This window comes from Streptomyces nanhaiensis, from assembly GCF_046614825.1.
Lineage (GTDB): Bacteria > Actinomycetota > Actinomycetes > Streptomycetales > Streptomycetaceae > Streptomyces > Streptomyces radiopugnans.
Map to the genome: position 1 here is coordinate 1 of NZ_JBKJFM010000167.1, position 12,447 is coordinate 12,447.

The following is a 12,447-nucleotide window of genomic DNA, read 5'->3' on the forward strand; positions in this document are numbered from 1 at the left end:
GTGAGAGAGAACCGTCCTACCAGGGGCTTTACGTCTGCCCGCCACCGGGGCAGGGCTGCCCGAATCGTCCGGACACCAGAGCCTCATCCGGCTTCGCGTAGATCATTTCGCTGAGAAAACCTCACTGGGCCAAAGCCGCCCGGCATTCGCTGGGCAGGACGGGCACGACCGTTCCGGGCTGGCTCGTCCGTCTGCACCGCGCCTGCGGCGGAACGCTTCCCTCGTTCCTCTCGGTCGTCCCGTCCCCGGTCAGAGACGATCTGGAAGAGGAGATCGCGGTACTGCGCGCGGTGTCCCCGGCCCGTGTCCGGGCGGAACTGGAGCGGTGGTTCCCGCAGGGCATTCCCGCCGGAGTACGTCCGGTGCACTCGGATCCGCAGGCGCGTATCGCCGAACTCTGCGAATTCCTTCCCCGGTACTGGCAGGCGGCCCTGGCGCCGTTCACGGCGTCCCTGCGCGCCGCGACCGAGGAGGAGATACTGCTGCGTGCCCGCATTCTGGCCACGCAGGGCACGGAGGAGCTGTTCCGCAGCCTGCACGGCCGTCTGTCATGGCACGGCGGTGGCCTGAGACTGGACGCCGGAACCACCCGGACCGAGGTGTCCGGTGTCTCCCACCTGGTCATCGTGCCCCTGCTGTTCGGCCGGGGAGCATCCCTCCTCGCCCCGGCCCTGGACGGCTCGGTGGCCCTGTCCTACCAGGCCAAGGGCGCCGCCGTGCTCGCCGGGAACGCGCCGCCCGCCCGGCGGGCCGACGTCCCCGTACGCGGGGACCGGCTGGAGATCCTGCTCGGCCGCAGCCGGGCCGGCGTGGTCCGGGGCCTGGCCGCGCCCACCACCACCTCGGCCCTGGCCGCGACGCTCGGCCTCGCCCCGAGCACCATCTCCGAGCACCTCACGTCCCTGGTGGCCGCCGGCCTGGTGCACCGGCGCCGGGCGGGTGCCCGAGTGCTGTACGAACTGGGCGGCTCGGGAACCGCGTTGCTCGAGTACATGGACGACGGGGCCGATATGCCGGCGGACCGCCGGTAGCCCGCACCGCCCGTGCCCGGGCCACCGTCTCGCGGCCCGGGCACGCAAGGCGGAACGATGCCTGGGCTCCGGCGGCATAGGATCAACCGACCTGACACGGGATCAGTCGCAACAGGAGGACCGCAATGGCCGCGGACGGCACCTACGAGAAGCTGCTCGCCCTGCTCGACGAACACGGGGCCGCCTACCGGGTGATCGAGCACGCCCCCGAGGGCGGCACCGAGGCGGTCAGCCGGCTCCGCGGCCACGACCTGGCGCAGGCGGCCAAGTGCATCATCGCGATGGTGAAGATCGGCAAGAAGGAGAAGCGCTTCGCGCTGGTCGTCGTACCGGGGGACAAGCGGATCGACCTGTCGGCGGTGAAGGCGCTGTACGGCGGCACCTACGCCTCCTTCGCCTCCCCGGACATCGCCGAGGAACTCGCGGGTTCCCCGAGCGGGACCATCCTCCCCTTCTCGTTCGACGAACGGCTGGAACTGCTCGTCGACCCCGGCCTGCTGGCCCACCCGGAGTTCTTCTTCAACGCCGCCCGGCTCGACCGCTCGATCGCCCTGTCGACGCGGGACTACCGCACCATCGCCGAGCCCCGCGTCGAACCGCTGTCACTGGACTGACGGGGACAGCGCCAGGGCTACGCCCAGGCCGACGAGCACGGTGCCGATCGCCTTGTTGAGCACGCCCTGGCGGCGCAGCAGCCGGGCGCGCAGGCTCTGGTGGGAGAAGAAGAGCGCGACCAGGGCGAACCAGACCAGGTGCGCGACCGACATGAACAGACCGTATCCGACCTGCTGGACGACCGGGGTGTCGGCGCTGACCACCTGGGTGTAGGTGCTGAGCACGAAGAGCATCGTCTTGGGGTTGAGCGCGTTGGTCAGGAACCCGGTGCGCAGCGCCCCGGACTTGGACAGCCCGCCGTCGGAGGACAGATCGATCTGCACCTGGGTCTTCGTGACGAACGTCTTGTACCCGATGTACACCAGATAGGCGGCCCCGACCAGTTTCATCACCGTGAAAAGCAGCGGGGTGCGCGTCACGAGCAGCCCCACGCCGACCATCGTGTAGGTGACGTGGACGAGTACGCCCAGCGATATCCCCACCGCCGCGAGTATCCCCGCGCTCCGGCCGTAGAGGTAGCTGTTGCGAATGGTCATCGCGAAGTCCGCGCCGGGGCTGATGACGGCTAAAACGGTGATGACCCCTACGGCGATGATCTGACCCATGTTCCCATCTTCTCGCTGGACCGGTGACAGGCGTGGAGAGGGGTGGGGTACCGCGCGGTACCCCACCCCCGGACGTCAGGGCTTGTGCCGGTAGGTGATCACCAGGACGTCGCGTGACGCGGGCTCGGACGAGTCGAGCTGCTCGACGGGCGAGACGCCGTGGTGGACCCGCTCGTCGTTGACGAGCGCGAGGTCGAGCGGGTCGGTGAGGGTGAACTTCTCCACCGGCGCCTTCCCCAGGTCGAAGACGGTGCTCTCGCCGCCGACGGCGTTGGAGCGCCCCACCATGGCCATCAGCACGAAGGTGACCCCGTCCCGGTGGACGCCCTCGGGGGTCGGCTTGCCGACCTCCTCGCCGCTGACCTCGATGCGGAACTGGTGGGCCTCGATGTGCCACGGGGAGTACGGGGCGAGCCTGCCGAAGATGTCGCAGCCCAGGGAGAGGAGGCTGTCCATGGTGGGGCCGCGCAGGATGTGGTCCTCGAACGGCTCGTAGTGCCGGGCCACTCCGCCGTTGAGGTTGTTGTAGTCCAGCGTCTGGTAGTGCGGCCGGTGGGCCTCGATCCGGTACGTGCCGCTCGCGGGGGGCGCGCTCAGCGTGGCGTGCCGCCGGCGCCGGTAGCGGCCGCCGTCGGCCATGTAGCCGTCGAGCGGCATCCGGTTCCAGCTGTCGCGAAAGGTGTCCAGATCGTCTAAAGAGTTTTCCGACCGTTGCAGGAGAAGCTGTTTCACCTTGCCGCCGGAGAGCATTTCGTAGCTTTTCGCAGAGAGCGACTCGCAGACTTCCTCGACTCCGGATTCGTATTGCGAAGACATTTGTTCCCCCTTCACCCTCGTGGTCGATGCCGTGATCGATCGTGGTGTTCGCCTGAGGGGAAGTCAAAGGGTTTCGGTTCTGGCCGAATCGCTGGGAGTTCTTCCCGGGTTCTCGCGGACCGGCCTGCCCCTCGGTCCGGACGAACTGATTCCCCTTCTTTCCGCTTCGGCGGTGTGGTGGGCGACCACCGCGGACGGCGGTGAAGCGCGCCGTGCCCGGGCACCCGTGGGGCCGCCGCGGAGGGGCGGGCATCATGACCGCATGACAGACCCTGCCGAGATCCGGTCCAGGCCCTCTCCCGCACTCGCCGGTTCCGGAGCGTTACGCGCACTGGCCGACGGCTATCACGCCCCGACCGTACGCGCCCTGAACACCTCCGAGATCGCCGGGCACCTGGTCAAGCCCTACGCGGTCGAGGCGCCCGGCCGGACCGTGACGGACAGGCACGCGCAGGCCGGGCTGAGGATCGCGGCCGACCACCTGTCGTCCGCGTACCTGCGGGGATCGCTCGGGCTCGCCGTGCTGCTGGTCCACGCCGGTGGCGACGGCGACTACGTCCTGGTGCACACGTGGATCGAAGGCTACATGGCCGACCTCGCCGTCTTCACCGGGCCGGCCGGTGACGCCGAACGGCTACGGCCTGGACGGTCGGGGCTGGCTCCATGCGTCTGGGAAGCAGCCGTGCTGGCCCACGAACGGGACTCCTTCAGCAGGCACGTGCTGGGAGGCGACGGCGCTCTCGCGGAGCGGCTGGCCGCGTGGTGCGGCGACATGCTGGAAGGCGAGGTCCGGTGACGCGGGCCGGGGTGCCGCTGGTACGGCACGCGCGTCCCGCCGACCTCCCCCGCGTCGCCGCGCCGGCGGCCGAGCACGCCGCGTACGAGAACGCGCCGCCGCCGCCCGCCGACCTGCCCAGGCGGCTGGAGGGACTGCTCTTCGGCCCGTCGGCTCCGCGACTGCGCTGCTTCGTCGCGGAGCTGGACGGCGGCGAGATCGTCGGATACGCCTCCTGCGCTCCCGAGCTGTCCACTTGGGACGGCGCGGAGTACCTCCACATGGACTGCCTGTTCCTGCGGGACGGCCACCGGGGCCTGGGCATCGGCCCGATGCTGGTGGAGGCCGTGCTGGCCGAGGCCCGTGCTCTCGGGCTCGGCCAAGTGCAGTGGCAGACACCGCCGTGGAACACGGACGCGATCAGGTTCTACGACCGGCTGGGGGCCCGGGCCCGGGAGAAACGGCGCTATTCCCTGTCCGCCTGCTGATCCGCCTGCTGGGATCCGGTTGCCGGCCCGCCCGCCGAGCCGGCAACCGCAAGCGGGCCGGTGGCACTTCGGGTACGGCGGCCGGCAGTACGTCCGGGCGGAACCGTGGCGGGCTCCCGGGTCATCGAGCCATCGCACCCGGACGGTTCCGGTCACCCGGAAGGTCTTCTCGCGAGGAACTCCGACGACTCCCCGCGCGGCCTGGTCCGCCGGTATGCGCTGTATACGCGGCGGCCTCTCCCGGAGGGAGCCGATCCGACGGCTTCCGTAGATCACACACCGTGATGTCCCCGTGATGTAAACAGCGGGCTACGTGTGAGTAACCTGACGTCGTCCGAAGCACACAGGCCTGCTTCCGACGCGGGACGCGCGCTCCCTGAACCCTCCCACACAGCAGCCCCCACTGCTTGTCCGACAGGAGTCCAGATGCGCCTGCGCCATGTCCTGACCTCGATGTGCGCCCTGTTGGCCGCCGCGCTGGTCGTACCGCTCACCCCGGCCACCGCACAGGCCAACGCCTCCGAGCCCGTCGTCTTCGTGCACGGCTTCGCCGGCAAGAGCGGCCAGTTCTCCACGATGACCGGCAACTTCAGGGCGAACGGCTACTCCGCCGACCAGCTGTACGTCTTCGGATACGACTCGTTCCGTTCCAACGCCACCATCGCGGGCCGTCTGTCCGACTACATCGACGGAGTCCTGAAGCAGACCGGCGCGAGCAAGGTCGACATCGTCACCCACTCCATGGGCGGCCTCTCCTCGCGCTACTACATCAAGAACCTCGGCGGCGCCGGCCGGGTCGACGACTGGGTGTCGATCGGCGGGCCGAACAACGGGACCGCGATCGCGGGGTTCTGCTCCCTCCTCATCACCTCCTGCAAGGAGATGCGCGCCGGGTCGGACTTCCTGAGGAACCTCAACGCCGGTGACCCCACTCCCGGAAATGTCAGGTACACGACCTTCCGCTCGCCCTGCGACCTCGTCATCAACCCGGTCGACAGCACGATCCTCGACGGCGCCGACAACCGCCGGACCGCCTGCCTCGGCCACATCGGGATGATCTCGAACACCGGGGTCATCAACGCCGTGCGCGACGTCGTCTCCTGAGGCCGTACGCCGCACCGCGGTCAGCCCGCTCCGAGGCCGAACCGGCCTCGGAGCGGGCTGACCCGCCGGGCGGGTTGCCCCGCCCTGCGGCCGCAGGCCGACCCCGCGGCGGACGAGCACGTGAGAGCCCGCCGGGGGCCGCGGCCACGGCCGGGCCGTGGACGACGTACACGAAGCATGCGGTGCCCGCCGGAGCAGGAGGGCGGGGAGCGAGCCCTCCCGGCCGGTCAGTCTGCGCACATGGACAGGCCCGGCCACCGCGCCTCCGGCGATCGGACCGGATGTCACCGCGAATCCGGCCGCCACGACCACCAACCCGGCGAACCTGCGCGGTCACAGTGTTAGAAGGCCGACACCCAGTAGGGTTCGAGTGCCATGGTGCCGTTGCCCCGCGCGCCCCTGAACGAGCCCGCGCTGCTGCGGGCGAGGGTGTACCAGGAGTCCACGTAGTCGGGATCGTCGGTCCACCAGTCGTCGGGCATGGCGTCCAGCACGGCGTTGACCAGCGGGACGTAGGCCCCCATGTCGATGATGGTGAGCAGGGCGTCGGCGAGGGCCTTGGCGAGCGACCGGTAGTTGGTGCTGCCGTCCTCCTCCATCATCACGACGTCGGCGAGGTTGTACTTGTAGTACGACCAGTTCACCAGGATCTGGTTGGGGTAATAGGTCCTGCCGTCCTCGTCGAGATACGGCATGTCGACCGGATCGACGCGCACTTTGCCGTCCTGGCCGAAGCCGGTCACCAGCGAGAAGATCTCGGCATCGCCCTTGATCCAGGGCTCCTCGTCGTCGGACAGCCTCACGGAGGTGATGCGACTTGTCCAGAAACCGTCGCTCGCGGTGCTCGCGGAACCCACCGGGCCGGTCGTGGAGAGGCTGTTCCGGGCGAGTTCCTCGCGCAGGACCCGCATGCCCGCGGTGACGGCCCGCTCGGCGTCGACGCCGACCACGTAGACGGGGCGTTCGGGGAGCCGGTGCGCGTCGAGCGAGTGGGTGCGGCCCGCGCTGTCGTAGGCGGTGACCGTGGTGGCGCCGTCATCGGCGGGGACGGCCGCCACCAGCGGCTCGGCACCGGCCCTGAGCGCCTCGCGCATCGACTCGTCGGCGAGGCGGAGTTGCAGCAGAGGGCCGGCCTTCGTGCCGAGCCCCTTGGCCTCCGCCAGGTCCCGGTCGGCATCGGCGACCACCGTCCCGAGGCCCTTCGCCGCCTGTGAGGGGTCCTTCCTCGCGAGATCGCCGAGACCGACCCCGTCCGAGGTGAGGGCCGCGTCCCGGACCCGGGTCCGCCAGGCGGAGTCGGAGAGGGTGGTCGCGAGCGAGCGTGCGGCGCCGTCCTCGATCGCGGCGACGGTCCCGGAGCCCCGGAGGGTTTCGGGTGGCGCGGAGGCCGAGGCGACTCCCTGGAGGGGGCCGAGGCCGAGGGCGAGGAGGGTGGCGCATACGACTGAGGTTCTGAACCGGTGTCTGGTCACGCGGATCTCCTGCGGAGGAGCGTAGGCGGATGTGGTCAGGAACGGGTACGCGGGTGCGGACGGCCTCTCCTCTATGCGGGTAGAAACCGCCGCGCCGCCCAGAATGACGCTGACATGCCAACGTCACAAGGAGTGCGATCAGGACACCCCGGGTCCTGGCCCGGAGTTTCCGGGGGCGCTCCGTTGGGTGTCCGCGGTCTGTCCGCCTGCCGGTTCCACGGGGGAGGAGGCGCGCGGCAGGCGGCCGGCGGACTTCAGGGGCCTGTGCCCCGGCCGGCCGGCGTGCGCGGACCGGCGCGTCCGCTGCGCGGACGGCCCGGCCCCGCACGCGTCCGCGGCGGGAGGAGATGTGGTCCGACGAGTCGACCGGGTTGTCGCCCTCCCGGCGACCAGGAGGATCCCGCCCTGCCCACGCGTTACTTTCCCGCGGCCGCGGCCGCGGCGGCTGTGACCAGTGGGTCGCTCACCGGGCGGCCGAGGATGCCGGCGAGGTCGGGGCCGGTGCCGTCCAGGAAGCCGTGCCGGACGCCGGTCGCGATCGAGACGAGCATGGGCGGCTGGAACGGCAGCAGTTCCGGCATCGCGTCGAGCCTGCGCCGGTACTCGCCCAGGCCGATGGTCCGGTGCGGGACGCCGAGCCTGCCGGCGACCTGCGCCGCCGTGACCGGCGTGCCGGTCAGGTCGTAGGTGCGCCCGCCGTGCGGTGCCGGGTCCGTCGCGACGACCGCCGCGGCCTCGGCCAGGTCCGCACGGGCGACCGCGGCCAGGGCGCCGTCGCCGAACGCGGACTCCACCGCGCCGCCGTTCCACATCAGCAGGCCGCCGAAGAGTTCGGCGTACAGGCCGTTGCGCAGGATCGTCCACGGCAGGCCGCAGGAGCGTACGAGCCGTTCGGTCGCGCGGTGCGCCAGCGCGAAACCGAGATGGTCGCCGGCGCCGGTCAGGCTTGTGTAGAGGACGTGCCGGACGCCGTCCCGGGCCGCGGCGTCCAGGGCGGCCGCGTGCCGCCCGACGACCCGGTCGTCCTCGGCGTAGCCGGCGGAGACCAGCACCAGGGTCGACACCCCGGCGAGGTCGATGCCCGCGGGATCGTCGAAGTCGAGCAGCCGCATTCCGTCGCGCGGGGTGCGGCTGCCGCCCGCCGCGTCCGCGCCGCGGGCGCGCAGCGCCGCGAGCGTGGCCGAGCCGAGGTTTCCGTTCGCTCCGGTCACCAGGATCATGTCGGTCACAGTCCTCCGCCGTGGTTCTCTCCAGTAACTACGATCGATCCTGATCGGCCCGTGTACCGGCCACAAGGAGGCAGTTCGATGTCACCCACGCACACCGGGGTAACCACCGCGCCCGCCGACCTCGCCCCCTGCGGGCAGGAGGACCACCCGGACTGCGGGATCCGTGACGTCCTGGACCGCATCGGGGACAAGTGGTCGGTACTCGTGATCGTCGAACTCGCGGGCGGGCCGCGCCGCTTCCGGGAGCTGCAGCGCGCGATCGACGGCATCTCCCAGCGCATGCTCACCCTCACCGTGCGCAGGCTGGAGCGCGACGGGCTCGTCCTGCGCACCGTGTACCCGACCGTCCCGGCCCAGGTCGACTACCGCCTGACCGGGACCGGGGCCGGCCTGACCCATCTGGTCAAGGCGCTGGCCGACTGGTCCCTCACACACCGCGCCGCCATCGCCGAGGCACGGCACCGCTACGACCGGGCCCACCCCGGCCACGACATCCGGTGACGGGAAACGCCGGTGCCCCGCACCGAGCCCGCCGACGGCGATGTGCCCAGGACAGCCCACGGCCGGCGGAACCGGATGAACGGCCCGCCCCGAACACCCGCAGGAGCAGCCGTATTTCCGCGAGACCCGCACACACTCCGGACCCTAGGATCACCCGGTACGGCCGAGTGCTGCGGGTGGACGGGGGCGGCGATGAACGGGGACACCAGGGACTGGACGGCGGTGACGGTGCGTCTGGCGGAAGGCGTGCCGCTGCGGGACGCCCTGCCCGCGGCCGGCCCCGCTGACTGGCTCGCGCTGGACACGGCAGCGCGGCAGGTGGCCTGGTACCGGGGGCGGTTCCTGCCGGAGTGGGAGCACACCGCCGCGCTGCCCGCCGACCTGTCGCGACTGGACGAGTCCCGGCTGGCGCTGGCCCTGTGCCACCGGGACGGGCGGATCCGCCAGGCGGCACTGCGCCACTCGGCGCGCCATCCCGGCCTGCTGCCTCTGGTGGTGATCCGCTGCGCCGACTGGGCCGAACCGGTGCGCGAGTGCGCCCGTAAGCTGCTGCGCCGGGCGCTGGACGCGGACACCGCCACCGGTCTCGCGCCGCTGATCCTGCGAAGCGGCCGCCGAGACCGGGGCGCCTTCGGCGCCGAGCTGCTCGAGGAGGTCCTGAGAGGGGCACCCCGTGGGCGGCTCACCGCCTTCTTCGCCCACCACGACCGCACGGTGCGGCGGTTCGTATACCGGCTGGCCGTCGACCACCGCCTCCTCCGTTCCGTGGAGCTGGCCCGCGCGGCCGCCCGGGACGGTGATGCGGTGGTGCAGGATCTGTGCGCCACCGCGGCGCTCGCGGCCCTGCCCGAGGAGGAGAGCGCCTGTGACGAGGTGCTCGCGCCGCTGCTGGGCGCGCGCAACCCGCGCGCCCGCTCGGCCGGAGTCACCGCGCTGCGGCGAGCGGGAAGGCCCGGTCGTGCGGAGCCCTTCCTCGGCGACCGGTCCGCCCTGGTGCGCGCCTGCGCCCGGTACGCGGTGCGCCAGTGCGGAGGCGACCCGGAACCCTGGTACCGGACGCGCTGCGCGGCCCCGGACGACCCCGGCCTGCCGCCCGGGGCGGTCATCGGGCTGGCCGAATGCGGAGACCGCGCGGACGCCCGTCTGCTGTCGCCGCTGCTCGCGCACCCGGCGGCCGCGGTACGGGCGCAGACGGTCGCCGGGCTGCGGGCGCTGGACCTCGCGGACGCGGGACGGCTGTGGCCGCTGCTCGACGACCCGTCCCCCGCCGTCGTCCGCGAGACGGCCACGGCCCTGCTGCCGTCGGCGAGGCGACTGCCCGCCGACCGGCTGCTGGAACGCACCGGGCCCGAGTGGCCACGGCATGTACGGGTCGCCGCGTTCCGGCTCCTGACCGCGTACGGCGGGGTCGTGGCACTGAGGGCGGCGGTCGGGCTGCTGAAGGACCCGGACGTGAAACTGCGTACCTGGGCCGGGCAGTCCGTGCAGCGCTGGCACCCGGCAGCGGACACCCGGCGCGGCGACCCGGAAGTGGGCGAGCTGCTCGACCGCGGCCGGCACCTGTTCAGCGACTACGTGCTGCGACGCCGCAAGTGGGAGGCCGGGCTGGACGGCTGAGTCCGGCCGGTGGCACGTACCGGGACGGTCGGCGAGACCACCGGGGCGACGCGGGCCGATGCGGAGGCCGGGGACCACTGATCGGCGATGCGGCCCGCCGCTTCGGGGTGAGCCCTTTGCCGGAGTGCCGGGAGAACGACTGCCCTTCCAGCCAGGCCGGTGCCCCGACCGCCGCGCTGCTCCCTCCGGCCACTTCCTCCGGTCCCTTCCTCCGGCTCCTCCCTTTGGCTCCTCCGCGACCCGCACAACGCGCCCGCGGCGGCCGGGACACTGTGGTAGGAGTCGTATGGCGCCCGCCCGGGCCTCGACATCGGCAGGCGGTACCTCCCGTCCGCCGAGAGGAACCGGGACGGGGCCGGATCGGTCCGCCGTCCCGTCATCACGGCGACACACCAAGCCCCGGACGTTTTCCGAATCGGAGGATGACCATGTTCCGCCACCACCCGACCCGAGGCCGCCGCACGGCCGGCCTCCTCGCGGCAGCGTTAGCGACCCTGTCGGCCGGCCTGGCCGCGGTCGCGCCCACCCACCCGGCCCACGCCGACACCGCCACCCTGGGCGAACTGGCCGAGGCCAAGGGCCGTTACTTCGGCTCCGCCACGGACAACCCCGAGCTGTCCGACGCTCGGTACACGCAGATCCTGGGCAGCGAGTTCGGCCAGATCACCGTCGGCAACACCATGAAGTGGCAGTACACCGAGCCGTCCCGGGGCCGGTTCGACTACACCGCCGCCGAGGAGGTGGTCGAACTGGCCGAGTCCAACGGACAGTCGGTGCGCGGACACACCCTGGTGTGGCACAACCAGCTGCCGAACTGGGTCGAAGAGGTGCCGGCCGGCGAGCTCCTCGGAGTGATGCGCGACCACATCACCCACGAGGTGGACCACTTCAAGGGCCGGCTGGTCCACTGGGACGTGGTCAACGAGGCGTTCGAGGAGGACGGCAGCCGCCGGCAGTCGGTCTTCCAGCGGAAGATCGGCGACGGCTACATCGCCGAGGCCTTCAAGGCCGCCCGCGCCGCCGACCCGGACGTCAAGCTCTACTACAACGACTACAACATCGAAGGCATCGGCCCCAAGAGCGACGCCGTCTACGAGATGGTGAAGTCCTTCAAGGCCCAGGGCATCCCCATCGACGGCGTCGGCATGCAGGCGCACCTGATCGCCGGCCAGGTCCCGGCGAGCCTTGAGCAGAACATCCGGCGCTTCGCCGACCTGGGCGTCGATGTCGCCCTCACCGAACTCGACATCCGCATGACCCTGCCGCGCACCGCCGCCAAGGACACCCAGCAGGCCGCCGACTACGGCGCCGTGGTCGAGGCGTGCCTGGCGGTCTCCCGGTGCGTCGGCATCACCGTCTGGGACTACACCGACAAGTACTCCTGGGTTCCCTCCGTCTTCCCGGGCCAGGGCGCCGCCCTGCCATGGGACGAGGACTTCGCCAAGAAGCCCGCCTACCACGCCATCGCCGCCGCGCTCGGCGGCGCCGGCCCCGCCCCCGGCGGCAACTGCACCGCTGCCTACCGCGTCACCAGCCAGTGGCAGGGCGGCTTCACCGCCGAGGTCACCGTCCGGAACGACCACACCGAACCGATCACCGGCTGGACCGTCACCTGGACGCTGTCCGGCGGCCAGTCCATCAGCCACGTGTGGAACGGAGACCTCGCCGTCGACGGGCAGCACGTCACCGTCCGCAACGTCGGCTACAACGGCACCCTGGCCGGCAACGGGACCACCACCTTCGGCTTCCAGGGCGCAGGCGCGGCCGACGCTCCCGCGGACGTGACCTGCACCCCCGGCCGGTCGTCCGGGATTTCTGCGTAGTCGGTCGGCGCCCGCCCGCCGACGGCCCGCCGTGCCGGGAACCCGGTGAACCGCTCCGCGGCCGCCCGGCACCGCTCGCGGTCGGAGGCCCGGGCTCCGGGCGGAGAGGGCCCCGGTCCACCGGAGCCCGGCCCGAGCGGGCGGCGCAGGGGCGGACACGCCGATCCGACGGCTGTCGGTCTCCCCGGAGACGCCGGCGTACCGCCGGCCAGCCCCGGCCGAGGCGCTGCCCTTCCCGGCGGACCCGGCGGACCCGGCGGACCCGGCGTCCTCGGCGATCAGCACGCCGCCCGGTGCGAGCCGTTCGGTGACACAGGCGCGGACATCCTCGCACGGGGGCGTCCGCGTCCCGGTCACCGCTGCTCAACAGC

At 71.9% G+C, this 12,447-nt stretch carries 12 protein-coding genes; 8 read left to right on the top strand and 4 right to left on the bottom strand.

The genetic code is table 11. From position 1 onward, the window contains the following. Window positions 1–362: 362 nt before the first annotated feature. Together ACLIYP_RS25920 and ACLIYP_RS25925 are read left to right on the top strand one after the other, a co-directional pair. Window positions 363–1,031: an ArsR/SmtB family transcription factor gene (locus ACLIYP_RS25920; protein WP_412715531.1), complete on the top strand. Its 669-nt coding sequence runs from the start codon at window positions 363–365 to the stop codon at window positions 1,029–1,031. Between the two features lie 125 nt (window positions 1,032–1,156). Beyond that, window positions 1,157–1,645 (top strand): YbaK/EbsC family protein, encoded by a 489-nt coding sequence (locus ACLIYP_RS25925; protein WP_412715532.1) that lies wholly within the window; start codon window positions 1,157–1,159, stop codon window positions 1,643–1,645. Here the strand turns inward: ACLIYP_RS25925 and ACLIYP_RS25930 are convergent. Both ACLIYP_RS25930 and ACLIYP_RS25935 read right to left on the bottom strand, forming a co-directional pair. Beyond that, on the bottom strand, window positions 1,634–2,251 hold the full coding sequence (locus tag ACLIYP_RS25930) for a LysE family translocator (protein ID WP_412715533.1): 618 nt from the start codon (window positions 2,249–2,251) through the stop codon (window positions 1,634–1,636). The genes ACLIYP_RS25925 and ACLIYP_RS25930 overlap by 12 nt on opposite strands. Before the next feature lie 75 nt (window positions 2,252–2,326). Next, entirely contained in the window at window positions 2,327–2,983 is a 657-nt protein-coding gene (locus tag ACLIYP_RS25935; RefSeq protein ID WP_412715534.1) for a 2OG-Fe dioxygenase family protein, read from the bottom strand. Window positions 2,984–3,329: 346 nt separating this feature from the next. Between ACLIYP_RS25935 and ACLIYP_RS25940 the strand changes: the two genes are divergently transcribed. From ACLIYP_RS25940 to ACLIYP_RS25950, 3 genes are all read left to right on the top strand, one after another. Beyond that, a complete protein-coding gene (locus ACLIYP_RS25940; RefSeq protein ID WP_412715535.1) occupies window positions 3,330–3,863 on the top strand; it encodes a hypothetical protein in 534 nt (177 codons plus the stop codon). Beyond that, window positions 3,860–4,330, top strand: a complete 471-nt coding sequence (locus ACLIYP_RS25945) for a GNAT family N-acetyltransferase (RefSeq protein WP_412715536.1) — start codon at window positions 3,860–3,862, stop codon at window positions 4,328–4,330. The genes ACLIYP_RS25940 and ACLIYP_RS25945 overlap by 4 nt, the downstream gene beginning before the upstream one ends. 426 nt (window positions 4,331–4,756) lie before the next feature. Then, complete coding sequence (locus ACLIYP_RS25950; RefSeq protein WP_412715537.1) at window positions 4,757–5,434, top strand: esterase/lipase family protein; 678 nt, start codon at window positions 4,757–4,759, stop codon at window positions 5,432–5,434. Window positions 5,435–5,775: 341 nt separating this feature from the next. On the opposite strand, the gene ACLIYP_RS25955 is transcribed toward ACLIYP_RS25950, so the two are convergent. Further along, window positions 5,776–6,906 (bottom strand): DUF3103 family protein, encoded by a 1,131-nt coding sequence (locus ACLIYP_RS25955; RefSeq protein WP_412715538.1) that lies wholly within the window; start codon window positions 6,904–6,906, stop codon window positions 5,776–5,778. A gap of 416 nt (window positions 6,907–7,322) precedes the next feature. Beyond that, window positions 7,323–8,126 (bottom strand): NAD(P)H-binding protein, encoded by an 804-nt coding sequence (locus ACLIYP_RS25960; RefSeq protein ID WP_412715542.1) that lies wholly within the window; start codon window positions 8,124–8,126, stop codon window positions 7,323–7,325. An 87-nt stretch (window positions 8,127–8,213) separates the two neighbouring features. On the opposite strand from ACLIYP_RS25960, the gene ACLIYP_RS25965 reads away from it, so the two are divergent. The 3 genes from ACLIYP_RS25965 to ACLIYP_RS25975 all read left to right on the top strand — a co-directional run bounded on the left by ACLIYP_RS25965 (window position 8,214) and on the right by ACLIYP_RS25975 (window position 12,076). After that, complete coding sequence (locus ACLIYP_RS25965; RefSeq protein ID WP_412715539.1) at window positions 8,214–8,636, top strand: winged helix-turn-helix transcriptional regulator; 423 nt, start codon at window positions 8,214–8,216, stop codon at window positions 8,634–8,636. Window positions 8,637–8,828: 192 nt separating this feature from the next. Then, window positions 8,829–10,253 carry a hypothetical protein gene (locus ACLIYP_RS25970; protein WP_412715540.1) on the top strand — a complete coding sequence of 475 codons (1,425 nt, stop codon included), beginning with the start codon at window positions 8,829–8,831 and terminating at the stop codon, window positions 10,251–10,253. Window positions 10,254–10,675: 422 nt separating this feature from the next. Further along, on the top strand, window positions 10,676–12,076 hold the full coding sequence (locus tag ACLIYP_RS25975) for an endo-1,4-beta-xylanase (protein ID WP_412715541.1): 1,401 nt from the start codon (window positions 10,676–10,678) through the stop codon (window positions 12,074–12,076). Window positions 12,077–12,447: the final 371 nt, after the last annotated feature.

What these genes read in the sequence shown, in the direction of transcription:
- ACLIYP_RS25925 (WP_412715532.1), top strand. Translation starts at nt 1,157, where the DNA reads ATGGCCGCGGACGGCACCTACGAGAAGCTGCTCGCCCTGCTCGACGAA.
- ACLIYP_RS25930 (WP_412715533.1), bottom strand. Translation starts at nt 2,251, where the DNA reads ATGGGTCAGATCATCGCCGTAGGGGTCATCACCGTTTTAGCCGTCATC.
- ACLIYP_RS25940 (WP_412715535.1), top strand. Translation starts at nt 3,330, where the DNA reads ATGACAGACCCTGCCGAGATCCGGTCCAGGCCCTCTCCCGCACTCGCC.
- ACLIYP_RS25950 (WP_412715537.1), top strand. Translation starts at nt 4,757, where the DNA reads ATGCGCCTGCGCCATGTCCTGACCTCGATGTGCGCCCTGTTGGCCGCC.
- ACLIYP_RS25960 (WP_412715542.1), bottom strand. Translation starts at nt 8,126, where the DNA reads ATGATCCTGGTGACCGGAGCGAACGGAAACCTCGGCTCGGCCACGCTC.
- ACLIYP_RS25965 (WP_412715539.1), top strand. Translation starts at nt 8,214, where the DNA reads ATGTCACCCACGCACACCGGGGTAACCACCGCGCCCGCCGACCTCGCC.
- ACLIYP_RS25970 (WP_412715540.1), top strand. Translation starts at nt 8,829, where the DNA reads ATGAACGGGGACACCAGGGACTGGACGGCGGTGACGGTGCGTCTGGCG.
- ACLIYP_RS25975 (WP_412715541.1), top strand. Translation starts at nt 10,676, where the DNA reads ATGACCATGTTCCGCCACCACCCGACCCGAGGCCGCCGCACGGCCGGC.